A 16,814-nucleotide genomic window follows, 5' to 3' on the forward strand; every position below is an offset into this window, starting at 1 on the left:
ATCCGCCCCTCTCGGTCTCCCCGGCCCCTGCTGGGATCTTCCCTCAGGATGCGCCGCGCTACCCGTCGACGGGGGGAACTTCCGGCCGTCCTTCGGGCGGCCGCCGGTCCACCGGGCGGAGCGGCGGGATCGGTTCCGAGGGGAAGTCGCGGTCACCGGTCCACAGCGCGGGTACGGCGTCGCAGCGGCGGCACAGCTCGTAGGCGACCGCCTCGTAGTTGACCCGCCAGCCGTGGAAGTGCGGCCAGGCCTCGGCGGTGCCGCGTTCGGCCCGGAAACCGGTCTTCTCCAGCATGGTCACGGCCTCCTCGAACTCCCCGTAGGTCAGCTCGATGGGGGCGTCCGGGGCCGGGTCGGTGTCGAAGGTGGCCCGCACGGAGGCTGCGATGTCACGCAGTGCGGTGAACCCGGCGCGCAGCACCAGCCGGGCCTCCGGCGGGGCGGAGCGCGGGGCGAGCGCGAGCTGCATGGCCGCCGCGTCCATGACGGCGATCAGGCCGACCAGCCAGCTGCGGTAGGGGCGCGGCGAGCGGAACGCCAGCAGAACCGGGTAGGTGGCGTGGCTCTCCCCCATGTCCGCGGCCAGCCGCTCCCAGGAGCGGTACAGCTCGGGCAGCGCGGTCTCGGTGTCGACCAGCCACTGCCGGGCGAGGATCTCCGGTCCCCAGGCGGGCTCGCCGGCCCGGGACTGCAGGAGGGTGACCTCCAGTTCGCGGCGGTTGTAGGCGGCGTACAGCGTGGGCAGGTAGGCGATCTGCAGCGCGATGACGACGGGGCCGGTGGCGGCGGCGACGAAGTCGAGCGCGGACAGGCGCAGCCGGGCGCCGCTGGCGAACCCGAGGGTGAACAGGCTGGAGCCCGCCTCCCGGAACGCGGTGCTCCAGGAGAGCGGGGAGAACCCGTACAGCAGCATCCCGAAGCCGAGGAACACCCCGCCGAGCCAGGCGGCGAGCATGCCGACCAGCATGAGCGGGGCGAGCCAGGTCTGCGCGCGGTCGATGGACCGGTAGCCGCCGCGGTGCGCGGTGAAGCAGAGCACGCGGCGCAGGCCCCACCACAGCCGGTACACCAGCACGGAGTACAGGCCCCGGGGGACCACGAGCGTGCGCAGGATGCTGCGCAGGACCAGGATCAGTACCAGTCCCCCGGCCACCCCGGAGATCCATTCCATGGCGCCATTCTGGCCCGCACGGCGGCCTCCCGGTGACCGGAGCGCCCAGTTCAGCCCGCCGGCCGGGCCAGCAGGGTGCGTACGCCCTCCGAGGTGAGCGTCAGGGCGTGCGCGGAGCTGCCGTCTATGGCGAGCGAGAGGTTGTCCTCGGGCCACTGCGAGGCGAGCGCGCCGAGCGGCACCACGCGGTAGCGCGAGACCGTCGGCAGCAGGCCGGTCAGCTCCCCTTCCGAGGTGAACACGGGGACGACGGGGTCGCCGTCGGGGCGTTCCAGGACGGGCAGGGCGATCATCGCGGGGTCGGCCGCCTCGGCGGCGTCGTCCGGGACCGGGACCAGGACGTCGCTGTGTGCGAGCGTGTCCAGGGCGGTGCTGTCCTCGGCGTTCACGGCCAGCGTGTCGAGCGCCCGCTGGGCCGGCGTCGGGAAGTCGTCGTGTGCGGGTGTCTCCATGGCAGATCCCCAGGTAGCGGTGGTGGTACAGGCCGCGGGTCCGGCGGGCACCGGGCGGCCACGGCACGCGTACCCGGTCGGGGCCGGGGCATGCACCGGGGACCACCAGGGCTTTCGCCACCCCTGGGAAGAGCGCGCCCGAATCCGCAACGGCGACGGCTCGCGACCCGGAAACCGGCGGCCGGGGGTGGTCGGGGCGGAGTGAGGGGTGGTGCGGGGGCAGTTCCCGGTGGCACGTGCCTCGCGCTCCGTCCCCCCGGCACCACTCGCGGCGCGGGTGCGGGGGTAGGGGTAGCCGCGGACGGTGACGGTCCGCATCCGGCCCGTCGCCCTTGCGACACGAGAGAGGGACAGCGATGTCGGTCGAGACCGGTACGACGCCCGCGGCGGACGCCGAGGAGCGGGAGCAGCAGAGCCTCGGTACCGCCGCGGCTCGGAACCTCACCACGACGACCAAGTCCGCACCGCAGATGCAGGAGATCAGCTCACGGTGGCTGACGCGGGCGCTGCCGTGGGTGGACGTGCCCGGCGGCACCTACCGCGTCAACCGCAGACTGTCGTACCGGGTCGGCGACGGCCGGGTGAGCTTCGTGCAGACCGGTGCGCAGGTCGCGGTGATCCCCGCCGAGCTGGGCGAACTGCCGTTGCTGCGCGGCTTCGAGGACGGCACGGCGCTGCAGGCGCTGGCGGCGCGGTTCGAGCAGCGGGAGTACGCGCCGGGGCAGGTGATCGCGGCGGCGGGCCGCCCGGCCGACCACGTGTACCTGGTCGCACACGGCAAGGTGGAGCAGGTCGGGGAGGGACCCTACGGCGGCGAGGCGGTCGTCGGTCTCCTCGCGGACGGTGACACCTTCGGCGGCCGGGTGCTCGCCGGACTCGACGGCGCCTGGGAGTTCACGGCCCGCGCGGCGACGGCCACCACCGTGCTGGCGCTGCCGCACACGGCGTACCAGGAGGTCGCGGCCCGCCACCCCGACCTGCGGGCATACGTGGAACTGGCCGGGCTGGACGGGCACCGGGAGACGAACGCCTTCGGCGAGGCGGAGGTCGCGCTCAGTGCGGGGCATGCCGGCGAGCCGGACATCCCGCACACGTTCGTGGACTACGAGCCGGCGCCACGCGAGTACGAACTGAGCGTCGCCCAGACCGTGTTGCGCGTCCACACCCGAGTGGCCGACCTCTACAGCCGGCCGATGGACCAGACCGAACAGCAGCTGAGGCTCACCGTGCAGGTGTTGCGGGAGCGCCAGGAGCACGAGCTGGTCAACAACCGGGACTTCGGCCTGCTGCACAACGCCGACCACGGCCAGCGGATCTCCACCCGTTCGGGCCCGCCCACCCCGGACGACCTCGACGAACTCCTCGCCATGCGGCGGGACACCACGCACCTGTTCGCCCACCCCCGGGCGATCGCCGCGTTCGGCCGGGAGTGCAACAGGCGCGGCCTGTACTTCGGCGGCGTCGAGGTCGACGGCCACCACCTCCCCGCGTGGCGGGGCGTCCCGCTGCTCCCCTGCGGCAAGATCCCGGTGACCGGGGCCCGCACCTCGTCCGTCATCGCGCTGCGCGCCGGCGAGCAGAACCAGGGCGTGATCGGCCTCCTCCAGACGGGCCTGCCGGACGAGACGGAGCCGGGCCTGACCGTCCGTTTCATGGGCATCAACGAACAGGCGGTCGCCTCCTACCTGGTCACCGCCTACTACTCGGCCGCCGTCCTGGTCCCGGACGCCCTCGGCATCCTGGAGAACGTGGAGGTGTCCCGCCGGGACTAGGCCAGCAGTTCGGCAGTGGTCGTCACCCGGATCAGCGGGCGGTACAGGTCCAGCAGGTGCAGCGCCTTGGCGTGGGAGTCGCCGTCCGCGCCCGCGCAGGCGTCCGCGACGACCAGGACCTCGGTGCCGGCGTCGGCGGCCGGCAGGGCGGTGGACAGGACGCAGCAGTCGGTGCTGACGCCGGCCAGGACCAGGCGTCCGTGCGGGGCGGTGAGTTCGGCGAGTTCGGGGGTCCACTTGCCGAACGTCGGTGCGTCCAGGACGACTTCGGCCTGCCGCTCGAACTCGTCCGTCAGGCGCCACAGTTCGGCGTCCGGGGGCTGGAGGGCGAACGGCCACCGGTCGTAGTACGCCTGCCAGGCTCCGGTGGGGTGGGCGGGGGCGACGAAGCGGGTGAAGACCGTGCGGTTGCCGAACGCCGGGAGCAGGCGTCGTACGCCCGCCGCCGCCTCGGCGTAGCGCGGGGCGCCCCAGGGGCCGGCGGGGTCGGCGAAGACGTGCTGCATGTCGATGACGGCCAGGAGGCCGGGAGGAGTGCTCATGCGGTCGTCGCCGGGGTGCTCGCGGGCAGGTTCTCCTGGGCCCGGACCCGGCCGCGCCCCAGGGCGAGGGTGCCAAAAAAGCCGAGCGCCAGGGCGGCCAGGACGCCCAGGTTGGCGTACGCCCAGGCTCCTGACCTGCCGCCGAGGCCGAGCGGGGCCAGCAGGTAGCCCTGCCAGGTCAGCCAGCTCGCGGCGGTGTTGGTGACCAGGCCCCAGCCGAGGGCCGTGGCGGCGAGCGTGAGGAGCAGGGGCAGGAGGGGGACGTCGCCGTAGCGGCCGGCGGGGCGGTAGAGGTCGGTCTCGTCGTAGTCGCGGCGGCGCAGCACCAGGTCGGCGAGGACGATCCCGCACCAGGCGGCGATCGGCACGCCGAGAGTGGTGAGGAAGCCCATGAACTGGCCGAGGAAGTCGTCGGCGAAGAAGACGATGTAGACCGAGCCGGCGATCATCAGGACGCCGTCGACCAGGGCGGCGAGGTAGCGGGGCACGGGCAGCCCCGCGGAGAGGAGGGCCAGTCCCGAGGAGTAGATGTCCAGGACGGCGCCGCCGACCAGACCGAGGACGGCGACGACGGCGAAGGGGACCAGGAACCAGGTGGGGAGGATCGTGGTGAGCGCGCCGATGGGGTCGGCGGCGACCGCCTTGTCCAGGGTCGCGGAGGAGCCCGCGAGAAGAAGGCCGAAGACCAGCAGGAGGAGCGGGGCGGCGGAGCCGCCGAAGGTGGTCCAGCCGATCACGCCCCGGCCGGAGGAGGCGCGCGGGAGGTAACGGGAGTAGTCGGCGGCCGCGTTGACCCAGCCGAGGCCGAAGCCGGTCATCATGAACACCAGTGCGCCGACGAACTCCTGGGCGGAGCCGGACGGGATCGCGTTCACCGTCGCCCAGTGGATGTGGTCGGCGACGAGGACGACGTAGACGACGGTGAGGACGCCGGTCACCACCGTGATCACGGTCTGCAGCCGCATGATCAGGTCGAAGCCCATCACCCCGCCGAGCACGGTCAGCGCGCACACCACGATCAGCGCGACCACCTCGGTCCCGGTGCCGCCGCCCCAGCCGAGACGGGTGAAGACGGTCGCGGTGGCCATGGTGGCGAGGGCGATCAGGACGGTCTCCCAGCCGACGGTGAGCACCCAGGAGACGACCGACGGCAGCCGGTTGCCCCGGACGCCGTACGCGGCCCGGCTGAGCACCATGGTGGGTGCCGAGCCCCGCTTCCCGGCGACCGCGACGAAGCCGCAGAGCAGGAAGGAGGCGAGGATGCCGAGGACCCCCGCGGCCAGCGCCTGCCAGAAGGAGATGCCGAAGCCGAGCGCGAAGGCACCGTAGCTCATCCCGAGGACGGAGACGTTCGCGCCGAACCAGGGCCAGAACAGGGTGCGCGGGGTGCCCTTGCGGTCGGCGTCGCCGATCACGTCGAGCCCGTGCGTCTCGACCTGGAGCTGTCTGCCGGGTTCCCGTGCGTCCGCCATCGTCGGCCCATCTGTCCAGGTGTGTTGGCTGGAGGCTAGGTCGGCCCGGCGACAGGGGTCAAGGACGAACGATCAGACCGGATCGGACCCGAACCGGCCCGCGGCGCCCGGCAGGGCTCCACTCCGCACCCGCCGGACCTGCGGCTCCGTCAACCGCACGGGTGCGCAACCCGGTTGGACCACCCCGATTTGACACCGCCGGCGACCGGCTCCAGTCTGTGCTCATGAAATCCATTTTCAAAAGGAGGGCCGGCTAGCGATGCGCGTGGCTTTCGTCGGCAAGGGCGGCAGCGGCAAGACGACGCTGTCCGCCCTCTTCACCCGTCACCTGGCACGGTCCGGCGCACCGGTCGTCGCGATCGACGGTGACATCAACCAGCACCTGGCCCACGCCCTCGGCCTCGACGAGGACGAACTCTTCGCGGCGCCGCCGCTGAGCGCGCGGACCGGTGAGATCAAGGACTACCTGCGCGGCACCAACCCCCGGATCACGTCCCGGGAGGCCATGGTCAAGACGACGCCGCCGGGGCACGGCTCACGGCTGCTGCGGCTGCTGGGCGACGACGAGGTGCACTCCCGGCACGTCCAGGAGGTCGGCGGGGTGCCGCTGATGGTCACCGGGGCGTTCGCCGGGAGCGACCTCGGGGTGGCCTGCTACCACTCCAAGCTGGGCGCGGTGGAGCTGTACCTCAACCATCTGGTGGACGGCCCCGGCGAGTACGTGGTCGTCGACATGACGGCGGGCGCCGACGCCTTCGCCTCCGGTCTGTTCACCCGTTTCGACATGACCTTCCTGGTGGTCGAGCCGACCCGCAAGAGCCTGTCCGTGTACCGCCAGTACCGGGACCACGCCGCCGAGTTCGGCATCCCGGTCGCCGTGGTCGGCAACAAGGTGACCGGTGCGGACGACATCGCCTTCCTGCGCGAGCGGGTGGGCGACGATCTGCTGGCCCACTGCGAGCTGTCGCCGTACGTCCGCGCCCAGGAACAGGGGCGCGGCAGCGGCGCGCTGGAGGAGCACAACTCCCGGACCCTGGAACGGCTGCGGGCCGCGGTGGACGCGCGGGGCAAGGACTGGGAGGCCTTCCAACGGCACGCCGTCGAGTTCCATCTGCGCAACGCCGCCGCCTGGGCCGACGCGGCGACGGGCCAGGACCTGGCCGCCCAGGTCGATCCGGACTTCCGGCACGGACCGGCGGCGCTGCCCGCCTTCGCCTGAGCGCCCCCGATCGGCCTCCGGGCCGGGCCGACCTTCGAACATCCCTTTCCGACAACCACTTTGAGAAGAACAGGACACCGCCACATGTCGCTCGACGTCTCCCCGCAGCTGCTCGCCGAAGCCGAGAACGGCGCGGTGCGGGAGGAGGAATTCGTGGAAACCGTCCGCAGCTCGCTGCCGTACGCGTACGACCTCGTCGCCCGGCTCACCACTGAACTGCGCGGCGGCACCGCCGAGTTCGCCGACAACCAGACCCCGCCCCCCTCGGAGAAGGAGCGCGGGCAGCTGCTGCGGGCGCTGTCCTCCGACGCGATCCGGGGCAGCCTGGAACGGCACTTCGGGGTCGCCCTCGCCTTCCAGAACTGCCACCGGGTCGCGGTGTTCCCGCCGGAGGCGCGGGGCGGCGAGACGCACACCCGCTTCACCTCGACGCGCGCACAGATCCTCAACCAGTCGCCGGAGTTCCGCGACTGCTGAGTTGCCGGTCGGCCATGCAGGCTCCGGGAAACCGCACCGGCCGCGGCCCGGGCCTGCGGTCAGGGCGCGGATCGGCGGGAGCCGCCGCAGGTGCTGCTCGACGTACCCGGCCTGGGTGGCGGCGGTCCGACGGCCCGTCGGGAGCAGGCCCTCGCGGAGGTAGTACTCGATCGCCGGCTCGCCGAGCAGGAACGCGCCGCCTCCTGAGCCCCGCTCCGGGCGGAGGCATCCCGTCGGGGTCCCGCCGCCCTTACCCGGCTCAGCCGACGACGATCTCGGCGAACCGCTCCGCGCCGACGTTGCCCCCGGACAGGACGACCCCGATGCGGCGCGGCAGCGGCGCCACCCGGTGGGCGAGCAGCGCGGCCAGGCCGCTGGCACCGCTCGGCTCCAGCACGGACTTCAGCCGCTCGAAGGCGAACCGCATCGCGTCCTTGATCTGGTCGTCGGTGGCCAGTGAGATGTCGTCCACCAGGCGCTGGTTGACGGAGAAGGTCAGCTCGCCGGGGATGTCGGCCGCCTGGCCGTCGGCGATGGTCCTCGGCACCGGGATCGCTACTCGGTGCCCCGCCGCCAGGGACCGCCTGGTGTCGTCACCGGCCTCCGGCTCGACGCCGACGACCCGGATCCCGGGCAGCAGGCCCTTGGCCGCGGTGGCGCTGCCCGCGATCAGCCCGCCGCCCCCGACGGGCACCACCAGAGCATCCAGTTCGCCGACCTCCTCGATGAGTTCGAGAGCGGCCGTGCCCTGCCCGGCGATGACGTGCGGGTGCTCGTACGGCGGGATGAGCGCGAGCCCTCGTTCGGCGGCGAGGGCCTCGCCGATCGCGACCCGGTCACCGGTGTAGCGGTCGTACGTCACGATCTCCGCGCCGTATCCGGCGGTCGCCTCCAGCTTGGCCCGCGGGGTGTCCTCGGGCATCACGATGACGGCGGTGGTGCCGAGTTCACGGGCGGCGAGGGCGACGGCCTGGGCGTGGTTGCCGGAGGAGTAGGCGGCGATGCCCTTGGCCAGCTGTCCGGCGGAGAGCCGGGACGCGGCGTTGTAGGCGCCCCGGAACTTGAACGCGCCGATGCGCTGGAGGTTCTCGCACTTCAGGAAGACCTCGGCGCCGACCAGCTCGTCCAGGGTGCGCGAGCGCAGTACGGGGGTGCGGTGGGCCACCCCCTTGATCCGTGCGGCCGCGTCGTGCACGTCCTGGAGGGTCACGGGCGGGGTGTCGGGCATCTTCGTCCTCCGTTCCGGGCGCCGGCGGGCGCCGGGTGAGTGTCGACGGTCTGGAAATATTGTCTATCATCTGGACGGGAAGTCCAGACCCGATCCCGGTTGGGGGCAGCGATGACAGACGGAGCGGCGGCAGCGAGCGGCGCCGACGCGACGCGGGCCGAGCAGGACGCGATCATCGCGGCGCTGTCCCCGGTCGTCGACGGGATCGTGGCGACCTTCGGCTCCTTCTGCGAGGTCGTCGTCCACGACTTCCGCCGCCCGGAACGCTCCGTCGTGGCCCTCGCCGGGTCGGTCACCGGCCGGGGTGTCGGCGGGTCGATGAGCGAGATCGGCATGAAGCTGCTGGCGGCCGGCGACGACGCGCGCGACGAGCTGAACTACCTGACCCGCACCGGGGACGGGAAGCTGGTCAAGTCGTCGACGATGGTGCTGCGCGACTCGGCCGGTACGGCGTTCGGGGCGCTCTGCGTGAACCTCGACGTCACGGCCGTGCACCAGGTGCACGCGCTGATCGGCGGCCTCGCCGACGTCACCGCCGTCCCCGAGGCACCGCCGACCACCACGTTCGGCGACGACATCGCCGCCGTACTGGACTCGATCGTCGACGCCCGCCAGCTGCGCCGGCCCAAGCCGTGGCCCCAGCTCAGCCGCGAGGAACGGCTGGAGCTGTTCCGGGACCTCGACCGGCAGGGCGTCTTCGCGGTGCGCGGCGCGGTCCAGCAGGTCGCCGGACGCCTCGGCATCTCCCGGGCCTCCGCGTACACCTACCTGTCCGCGGCACGGCAGCGCCCCGAAGGGGCGCGGGGAACTGCGCGACCAGCCACAACGGCGCCGCAGACGGACGGCTGACGGCAGACGGCAGACGGCAGACGGCAGACGGCAGATCGCGGCACTTCCAGCGGAGCGCTCAGCCGATGTCGACCACCCGCGCCCAGTGTGGCGGCGCGTCCGGTACGTAGTCGGGCTCGTCCTCCTGCCACGACGTGCCGCCGTACTGCCGGGGGAAGAGGCCCACCACCGTCCGGCAGGCGGGCTGTGTCCTGGGCCAGGGTGTCTGACCGTCGGTGAGCGCCACCACGACGTCGGGGGCCGGCCGTGCCCGCAGCGCCCTGGCGAAGCCCGCGCGCAGGTCCGTGCCGCCACCGCCGACGAGTGCGATGCCCTCCGCGCGGCACAGCGGCTGCACGGTCCGGGCGGCCGCGTCGCAGGACAGCACGGAGACCAGATCCCGGCGGCCGCCGACGGCGCGGGCGATCGCGGCCACCTCCAGGAGGGCGCTGCCCAGTTCGGCGTCGCTGACCGAGCCGGAGGTGTCGATGACGACCGAGACCCGGGGCGGGCGGCGGCGCAGGCTCGGGAGGACGACACCGGGCAGGCCGGCCGAGCGGCGCGACGGGCGGCCGTAGCTGTAGTCGTCGCCGGCACCCGCGGCCGAGGCCGCCGAGCGGACCGCCGCACCCAGCAACTCCCGCCAGGGCTGCGGCGGATGGAAGGCGTCCTCGGCCCAGCGCCGCCAGCCGTCCGGGGTGCTGCCCGGGCGGCCGGTGATGGCCTGCGCCACCCGGAACCGGACCCCGTCCCGCTCCTGCTCGCTGAGGCCGTGCGCGCCGTCCGGCCCCAGGTCCCACTCCCGGTCCCGGCCGTCGGCCCCGCTGCCGCAGTCCAGCCAGGTGAGGTCCTGCGTCAGCGGCCCGAGCCGGAACTGGCGCAGGTAGTCCTCCATCAACTGGCCTTCGGGCAGCCTCAGCATGTACGGCCGGACGGCGCCCCGGGGCTGCACCAGCCCGTCGCCGTACGCGTCGTCGTTGATCTCCAGGTCCGCCGCGATGTTCATCCGCAGCCGCTCGCCGGCCCCGGTCAGCCCGCGTTCCCGCGCGACCCGGTCGCTGCGCGCGTGGTGGTCGCGCAGCAGGTGGGACACCTCGTGCACCCACACGCCGGCCAGGTCCTCCTCCGGCATCCGGTCGACGAAAGCGGGCGAGACGTAGCACCGCCAGTGCTTGTCGACGGCCATGGTCGGCACCTGCCGGTCCGCCACTACGTGCAGGGCGAACAGCGCCGTGGCGAGGTAGGGCCGGGCCCGGGCGGCCTGGAGCCGGGCGGCGTAGAGCTTGTCCAGGTCCAGTGCCCCGGCCGGGACGGCGCCCGGTGCCGTGTCCGGTGCGGCGGTCGACTCGGCACCCGGTTCGGCGCCCGGTTCGGGGTTCATCGGCCCGCCTTCGCCGCGACGCGGTCGGCGGCCCGGTCGGCCCGGCGGGACACGGACACCACGCCCGCGAGCCGTTCGATCGCCGCCGGGACGTCCCAGTCGTCCCGGCGCAGCGAGGCCAGGGTGGTGGCGGGGACGACGACGAGGTCGGGGGCTCCGGTGTCCAGGGCCCGCACCAGCAGGGCCCAGGCCGCGTCCCAGCGGGCCCGGTCCGGCCGTTCGCGGACCGCGGCGACCACGCCGTCGAGCACGGCCTGGCGCAGGTCACCGCGCTCGGGCAGGTCGGCCGCGGCCGGGTCCGCGAGCAGCGTCTCGGGGTCCGGGAGCTCCATCCGGTCGACGCTCGCCAGCAGTTCGAGCCCCGGGCCGTCCCCGACCGTTCCCCTGACCAGGAGGGAGAGCACGTCCCGGGAGGAGCCGGCGGCGTGCGCGAAGGCGACCAGGCGCAGGGTCATGTCCCAGCTCCGGGGCGACGGCCAGGCGCCGCCCCGGCGCATCTCGCCGTTCGGCAGCCGGTGGACGAGCGTGGGGCGGGTGGCGAGCAGGCCGCACACCGCGCGGCGCGCGAAGTCCACGGCGGCGGGCAGCCGGTCCGGGTCGAGCCGGGGCAGGGTGGCCCGGGGCCAGGTGCCACCGAGACCGCGGACGACGACCTCGTGGTCGTGGGCCCACTGGAGGTGCACGAACCGGTTGGCCAGCGGCGGGCTCAACTCCCAGCCGTCGGCGGCCGAGGACCGCGGGTTGGCGGCGGCCACGATCCGTACGCCGGGCGGGAGCCGGAGAGCGCCCACGCGACGCTCCAGGACCAGCCGGAGCAGGGCGGCCTGTACGGCGGGGGGCGCGGTGGACAGCTCGTCGAGGAACAGCAGGCCCCGGCCGGCCTGCACCAGTCGTACCGCCCAGTCCGGCGGGGCCATCGGGACGCCCTGGACGGCGGGGTCGTCGCCCACGACGGGCAGACCGGAGAAGTCGGACGGCTCGTGGACGCTGGCGATCACCGTGGTCAGCGGCAGGTCGAGCGCCTCGGCCAGCCGGTTCAGGGCGGCGGTCTTGCCGATGCCGGGCTCGCCCCACAGGAGGACGGGCAGGTCGGCCGCGACGGCGAGGGTGAGCGCCTCCAGCTGCGTGTCGGGCCGGGGTTCGGTGGTGGAGTCGCCGAGCAACGCCGACAGGGTGTCCGCGACGGCGAGTTGGTCAGGGGCATGAATGGTCATGAGTGATCACCTGGGGATGTGAGAGGGCAAGTGGGTGGGTGTCAGCGCCGGTTGGCGAGGCGTGGACCCAGGCGCGGGTCGCGGACGGACCGGAGTCGCCGCGCCCGGACCGGCCCGGTGCGGGATCCGGCGAGGCCCGCCCGGTAGAGGCCGTAGGCGATCCGGCGTTGCGCGGCCGCCTCCAGTTCGTCCTTCAACGGGCCGTCGCGGAGCACCGCTTCGGGCCCCAGCAGTCCTTCGACGACGGCCAGCGCCCCGGCGATGTCCCCGTGGTCGAGGCGTTCACGGACGCCGGTGAGGCAGTCGGGGCGGCGGTGCGCCTCGTCGATGACCCGCAGGCAGGGCAGGGGCGGACCGCCGAGCGCCACCAGGAGTTCCTCGCGCCGCAGTTCGTCCGGGGAGTGGTCCAGCGGGGACAGCACCCCGTCGACCATGCCGATGCGGTGCCGGCCGCCCCGGCACTCCACGAGGCCCGGCTGCCGGGCCGGGCCGCGGTACGGGTCCCGTTCGGCCGGGGAGTGCCCGGGGGCGAGTGCCGCGGCGACCAGCGGATGCAGCCGGCCGGGGTCGACCAACCCGGCGCGCAGCAGCTCCAGATCGGGGAGGATCCAGGTCGCCGCGTCGGGCAGGACGGGTCGTGCGCCGGCACCGGCGTCCCGGACGGCGATGTCCGGGCCGGTGGTCACGGTTCCGTCGGCCGCGAGGTACAACGCGAGCCGCTGTCGGCCGCCCAGGCGTACGACGACGGTCCCGCTGTCCCGCCCCTCGGCGCCCAGCACGATCCGCGCCTCGTCCACCCACCGCTCCGTGGCGCACAACTCCTTTTCAGAAAAAGGGAGTTGAGTGCCGCACAAGATCCGTTCACCGCCCGCCGACCGGTCGGCGCCCGACCGGGTCCGCAGCTCGTCGGCGGCACCCGCGTCCCACAGATGCCGGTGCAGGTCGAAGCGGAACCGTCGGCTGGGGCGTGGATGCGGATGCCCCCGGGCGGCGGGGTCGCTCAGTGTGCCGTCCCAGAGCGTGAGGCCGATGCGCTGCCCGGCGTCCGCCCAGGCGGGCGGTGTCCGGACCACGAGGCACAGGGAGCCTTCCCCGGCGTCGTAGCGGGCGAGCGGCATCGTCAGCCCCGGCCGCAGCAACCCGTCGGGCGCGATCCTCGGCAGATGCCAGCGCAGCAGGTCGGGCGCCAGCCGGCGCAGGTCGGCGCGGATCCGTTCCCGGACGTCCCGGCCCCACGCACGGGCCAGTGCGCGCAGGTCGAGGTCGATGTCGAAACCGGCGGCGGCACAGGCTCCCGCCCAGTCGCCGGCGGCGCGGCGAGCGGTCGCGGTCTCGATCATGGCGGGCGGCACGGCGAACTCGCGCACACGCCGCCACAGGGAGAGGCGGGTGTCCCCGTCCGTGAGGTGAGTGGCCATCAGCACTCACCTGACGTGGACGGGACCCCCAATCTGACAGCAGAGTGAGTGGTCATCGCCGGGAGCATACGACGGCCCCGCCCCGGTCGGCGAGGCAATTACGGACCCGGCCCGCACGTGACGCGGATCACCCCGGCCGGGTGCAGCGTTCTGCGTCCCCAGGTACGGCGGCTACTTCGAGCTCCAGTCGGGCGCGTGGGGACACGAGTTCGACTACGGCAGGCAGACCCCGGACGTCCTGACCTCCGTCCCCGTGGGCCACTTCGGCTATCTCTTCGCGCTCCCCTTCGCGGACGTCATCGGGGTCGGGGTGGTCCTGCTGGACCTGGCGCTGCTGCCACTGCTGTTCCGGCTGCGGCCGCCGGCGGTGCTGGTCGTCCACACGGTGCTCACCCTCGCGCTGGTGCTGGGCAGTCAGCAGTACTTCGCGAACGTCTCGCGCTATCTGCTGCCCGCCTTCCCGCTGTTCGTCCCCCTGGCGGTCGCGCTGCGCCGCGTCGGCCTGCCCTGCCTGTGCGTCCTGCTGGGCATCGCCGCGCTGGCCTCCGGCTCGTACGCGGGCTACGCCCTGTTCGAGCTCGGAGTGCCCTGACGGCAGCGCGGTCCGCCCGGACGGCGGACCGGGCCTTCCCGACGGCGGCTCAGGCCTTCTTGAGGGCCACTCCGCCGTAGAAGCCGATCTCCTCGGAGCCGGCCGGCGGGGTGGCGTCCGGGCGCCAGAACGGGACCTGGGCGACGCCGGGTTCGACCAGCTCGAGCCCGTCGAAGAAGCCCTCGATCCGGGCCTTCGGGCGCAGGTTCATGGACGCGGTCGCGTTGTTGTAGACGGCCTGGGCCTCGCTGCGGTCGTCGGCGAAGTCGTCGGTGGCGTGCGAGAGCACCAGGAAGCTGCCGGCCGGGAGCGCGTCGCGCAGGGTGGCCACGATCCGCTCGGGCTCCTCCTCGTCGCGGATGAAGTGGAGGATGGCGACGAGGAACAGGGCGACGGGCTCGCCGAAGTCGATGATCCGGCGGACCTCGGGGTGCTCGACGACGGCCTGCGGGTCGCGCAGGTCGGCGAGGACGATGCTGGTGGTGCCGGCGCGGCTGAGCAGCGCGTCGCCGTGGGCCTTCACGATCGGGTCGTTGTCGACGTAGGCGACGCGGACGTCCGGCGCCAGCTCCTGGGCTATCTCGTGCACGTTCGGCGAAGTGGGCAGCCCGGTGCCGATGTCGAGGATCTGGCGGACGCCGCTGTCGACGACGTGCCGGACCGCGCGCTGCAGGAAGCCGCGGTTGGCCCGGACGGATATCCACACCTCGGGCGCGACGGAGGCGAGCTGGTCACCGGCCTTGCGGTCCACCTCGTAGTTGTCCTTGCCGCCCAGCAGGTAGTCGTAGATCCGCGCGGGATGCGGCTTGCTGGTGTCGATCTCCACGGCCCCGATGCCGTCCTGCGTCACGTGCGCTCCTCTCGACGACCGTCCCGGCCCCCCTTGGCTCACCGACGGCTGGCGACAGCTTTCCATATCAACTTCTTTATCGGTGCACCGAGTTCCCCCTCCGCCGCCCGTCCGCGAGCGCGTCCGCGGCACGGCGGGCGGGACCCGGTCGACCGTCCTGGCCGGACCTGACTACCATCGGGCCCAGGTGTCCGGGCAAGTGGCCCGGTTTGGTTGGGGGTTTCTCATGGTCAGTGGTCGTGTGGTGCGGTTCGACAGCTCGCGCGGGTACGGGTTCATCGCTCCGGACGGTGGTGGCGAGGATGTCTTCCTGCACGTGAACGACATGCAGATGTCGGAGTCGTACGTCCGCCCGGGCGTGGCGGTGGAGTTCGAGATCGAGGCCGGCGAGCGCGGTCCGAAGGCGTCCGGTGTACGGCTCGCGCGGGGCGCCGACGTCCGCACGCTCGGCCCGGACGACGACTCGCTGTGCGATCTGCTCAGCGCGGACGAGTTCACCCGTGAGGTCACCGAGACGCTGCTGGCGTCGGCGCCCACGCTGACCGCAGAGGAGATCGTGCGGGTCCGGGGGTCGCTGGCCCAGTTCGCGAAGAACCACGGCTGGATCGAGGGCTGACCCACCCGCGGCGGCGGCCACCGCCCAGAGGGCCAGGACGCCCAGTCCCTGCCAGGGGCCGATGGGCAGCCGGTCGGTGCCGACGGTGGCCTGGACGGCCAGGCCGGCCGTCATCGGCGCGACCTGCTGAAGGCGCCGCTGCCAGTCCGGGTCGGCCACGACGCGGGCCAGGATCGGGAAGACGAACAGCAGGGCCAGCACGATGCCGATCGCGGTGGCCGAGTCGCGCACGGCGACGGCCAGGCCCAGGCTCGGCAGGCCGATCAGAGCCAGGTGGAGCACGGAACCCGCCGCGGCACGCAGGGTGGGCCCGTCGGCCAACGACAGGGCCGGGTAGCCGTGTTGCGGGGTGAAGCCCCGGTCCGGCTCGACGAACCGCCCGGCCAGCAACGAGCCGGGCACCGAGACCGCCGCGGCCGGCAGCGTCACGGCGGGTCCCGCCGTGCCCTCGCACGCATCACGCCGGCCAGTACGGCGGGGGGCGGCTTCACCCTCATCGCCGTCGGCGGCGCGCCGGACGCCCCGGCACGGGTCGGCATCACCGCCCACGTCATCGGCCTCGCCGCCCCGGTCCTCTGCACGCCGGCGGGGTGCCCATGGCGTCCGCGGCCGGGTCAGGACACGGCCGGTCCGGTCAGGTACCGGCCCTTCTCGTCGTACGGCCAGACGTTGGGCAGGCAGCCGTGCATGCCCTTGATCTGCTGCATCATCACCGGGGCCGGCTGCCCGGGGCCGGGGCAGCCGACGTGCCCGTGGCCGAGGAAGTGGCCGACCTCGTGGTTGATGATCAGCGCCCGGTAGTCCTTGACGCGGTGGGCGTAGACCGGGGTCGCGAGCAGCCAGCGCTTGAGGTTCACCATGACCTGCTGGGCCACGTCGCAGTTGACCTCGCCTCCGGTGTCCAGCCCGTACTCCCCGCAGATCCTGTCCACCGTGCCGGGCGTCGCGACCCGGACGACGAAGTCGGTCGGACCGCTCGACACCCGCTGGAACGCCGAGCGCCCGCCGGCGGTCCAGCCGCGCGGGTCGGCCAGGATGCGCTCGACCTGCCGGGCGACGTCCGCCGTGGAGAGGTCGATGCCGTTCTCGACGTCGACCCGGTAGCGCAGGAGTGTGCCGGAGCCGACCCGGGTGCTGCCGCCGGCCGCGGTGACGAACGTGCCCGGTCCGGTGGCCGGGATCTCCGGCGTGGGCGAGGTGCGGGGACTCGGGGAGGCGGAGGTGGTGGCCGGACCGGGCGACGGGGAGCGGGAGCCGTGCGCCGGGCCGGCGGCACCGACACGCCCGGACCTGGCCCGCTCGGTGGCCTGGCCCTTGTCGCCGGCGTGGGTTGCCCCCGTACCGGACGAACCCCCGTCGACGGCCGCGAACCCGGCGGCTCCCAGAACCGCCAGCGCGGCCACGGCCACCAGGACCGGGCCTCTCCCCTGCCGCCCGCGGTGGACTGCGTGGGAGGGACCGCTCCGACGGCGGCCACGGGAGGGATGTGCTGTGCGCGTGGTCATGACGGTCAGGCTGTGATCGGAATGTGATCGGACCTGGCGCAAGTGATAACGAAAAGATAACGGGCGAGGGGTTGTCC

At 73.6% G+C, this 16,814-nt stretch carries 15 protein-coding genes and 2 pseudogenes; 6 read left to right on the forward strand and 11 right to left on the reverse strand.

The window, feature by feature from the left end; translation table 11 throughout:
- Positions 1-58 precede the first annotated feature (58 nt).
- Both ACFY6U_RS18660 and ACFY6U_RS18665 read right to left on the reverse strand, forming a co-directional pair.
- A complete protein-coding gene (locus tag ACFY6U_RS18660) occupies positions 59-1,171 on the reverse strand; it encodes a hypothetical protein (protein ID WP_390039471.1) in 1,113 nt (370 codons plus the stop codon).
- A gap of 50 nt (positions 1,172-1,221) precedes the next feature.
- Positions 1,222-1,623, reverse strand: a complete 402-nt coding sequence (locus ACFY6U_RS18665) for an SseB family protein (protein WP_388917429.1) — start codon at positions 1,621-1,623, stop codon at positions 1,222-1,224.
- Positions 1,624-1,979: 356 nt separating this feature from the next.
- On the opposite strand from ACFY6U_RS18665, the gene ACFY6U_RS18670 reads away from it, so the two are divergent.
- Entirely contained in the window at positions 1,980-3,395 is a 1,416-nt protein-coding gene (locus tag ACFY6U_RS18670; RefSeq protein ID WP_390039473.1) for a family 2B encapsulin nanocompartment shell protein, read from the forward strand.
- Here ACFY6U_RS18670 and ACFY6U_RS18675 read toward each other — a convergent pair.
- Both ACFY6U_RS18675 and ACFY6U_RS18680 read right to left on the reverse strand, forming a co-directional pair.
- Positions 3,392-3,937, reverse strand: coding sequence for a cysteine hydrolase family protein (locus tag ACFY6U_RS18675; protein WP_390039475.1), 546 nt, complete (start codon positions 3,935-3,937; stop codon positions 3,392-3,394). The two genes, ACFY6U_RS18670 and ACFY6U_RS18675, sit on opposite strands and share 4 nt — an antisense overlap.
- Entirely contained in the window at positions 3,934-5,409 is a 1,476-nt protein-coding gene (locus tag ACFY6U_RS18680) for a purine-cytosine permease family protein (RefSeq protein ID WP_390039477.1), read from the reverse strand. Before ACFY6U_RS18680 ends, ACFY6U_RS18675 begins: the two co-directional genes overlap by 4 nt.
- Positions 5,410-5,668: 259 nt before the next feature.
- Here ACFY6U_RS18680 and ACFY6U_RS18685 point away from each other — a divergent pair, with 259 nt between their 5' ends.
- Both ACFY6U_RS18685 and ACFY6U_RS18690 read left to right on the forward strand, forming a co-directional pair.
- Entirely contained in the window at positions 5,669-6,628 is a 960-nt protein-coding gene (locus tag ACFY6U_RS18685) for an adenylyl-sulfate kinase (RefSeq protein ID WP_390039479.1), read from the forward strand.
- 84 nt (positions 6,629-6,712) lie between these two features.
- Positions 6,713-7,105: an SCO5389 family protein gene (locus tag ACFY6U_RS18690; protein ID WP_390039481.1), complete on the forward strand. Its 393-nt coding sequence runs from the start codon at positions 6,713-6,715 to the stop codon at positions 7,103-7,105.
- A 60-nt stretch (positions 7,106-7,165) separates the two neighbouring features.
- On the opposite strand, the pseudogene ACFY6U_RS18695 reads toward ACFY6U_RS18690, so the two are convergent.
- Together ACFY6U_RS18695 and ACFY6U_RS18700 are read right to left on the reverse strand one after the other, a co-directional pair.
- A pseudogene (locus ACFY6U_RS18695) lies at positions 7,166-7,294 on the reverse strand (MerR family transcriptional regulator); the annotation flags it as partial.
- 70 nt (positions 7,295-7,364) lie between these two features.
- A complete protein-coding gene (locus ACFY6U_RS18700) occupies positions 7,365-8,333 on the reverse strand; it encodes a pyridoxal-phosphate dependent enzyme (RefSeq protein ID WP_390039483.1) in 969 nt (322 codons plus the stop codon).
- Between the two features lie 111 nt (positions 8,334-8,444).
- Here ACFY6U_RS18700 and ACFY6U_RS18705 point away from each other — a divergent pair, with 111 nt between their 5' ends.
- Positions 8,445-9,182 (forward strand): transcriptional regulator, encoded by a 738-nt coding sequence (locus tag ACFY6U_RS18705; RefSeq protein WP_390039485.1) that lies wholly within the window; start codon positions 8,445-8,447, stop codon positions 9,180-9,182.
- Positions 9,183-9,240: 58 nt separating this feature from the next.
- Here ACFY6U_RS18705 and ACFY6U_RS18710 read toward each other — a convergent pair whose 3' ends face one another.
- The 3 genes from ACFY6U_RS18710 to ACFY6U_RS18720 are packed head-to-tail and all read right to left on the reverse strand — an operon-like array spanning position 9,241 to position 13,174.
- Positions 9,241-10,542: a VWA-like domain-containing protein gene (locus ACFY6U_RS18710; protein WP_390039487.1), complete on the reverse strand. Its 1,302-nt coding sequence runs from the start codon at positions 10,540-10,542 to the stop codon at positions 9,241-9,243.
- A complete protein-coding gene (locus ACFY6U_RS18715; protein ID WP_390039489.1) occupies positions 10,539-11,756 on the reverse strand; it encodes an AAA family ATPase in 1,218 nt (405 codons plus the stop codon). The genes ACFY6U_RS18710 and ACFY6U_RS18715 overlap by 4 nt, the downstream gene beginning before the upstream one ends.
- 41 nt (positions 11,757-11,797) lie before the next feature.
- Positions 11,798-13,174 (reverse strand): hypothetical protein, encoded by a 1,377-nt coding sequence (locus ACFY6U_RS18720; protein WP_390039490.1) that lies wholly within the window; start codon positions 13,172-13,174, stop codon positions 11,798-11,800.
- Positions 13,175-13,337: 163 nt separating this feature from the next.
- Between ACFY6U_RS18720 and ACFY6U_RS18725 the strand changes: the two are divergent.
- Positions 13,338-13,766: pseudogene (locus ACFY6U_RS18725) on the forward strand (hypothetical protein); the annotation flags it as partial.
- 49 nt (positions 13,767-13,815) lie between these two features.
- Here ACFY6U_RS18725 and ACFY6U_RS18730 read toward each other — a convergent pair.
- Positions 13,816-14,616, reverse strand: coding sequence for an SAM-dependent methyltransferase (locus ACFY6U_RS18730; protein ID WP_390039492.1), 801 nt, complete (start codon positions 14,614-14,616; stop codon positions 13,816-13,818).
- A gap of 226 nt (positions 14,617-14,842) precedes the next feature.
- On the opposite strand from ACFY6U_RS18730, the gene ACFY6U_RS18735 reads away from it, so the two are divergent.
- Positions 14,843-15,232 (forward strand): cold shock domain-containing protein, encoded by a 390-nt coding sequence (locus ACFY6U_RS18735; protein ID WP_351487877.1) that lies wholly within the window; start codon positions 14,843-14,845, stop codon positions 15,230-15,232.
- 614 nt (positions 15,233-15,846) lie between these two features.
- Here the strand turns inward: ACFY6U_RS18735 and ACFY6U_RS18740 are convergent.
- Positions 15,847-16,737: a DUF3152 domain-containing protein gene (locus ACFY6U_RS18740; RefSeq protein ID WP_390039494.1), complete on the reverse strand. Its 891-nt coding sequence runs from the start codon at positions 16,735-16,737 to the stop codon at positions 15,847-15,849.
- Between the last annotated feature and the right edge of the window lie 77 nt (positions 16,738-16,814).

It is taken from the genome of Streptomyces sp. NPDC013157 (assembly GCF_042899865.1).
Lineage (GTDB): Bacteria > Actinomycetota > Actinomycetes > Streptomycetales > Streptomycetaceae > Streptomyces.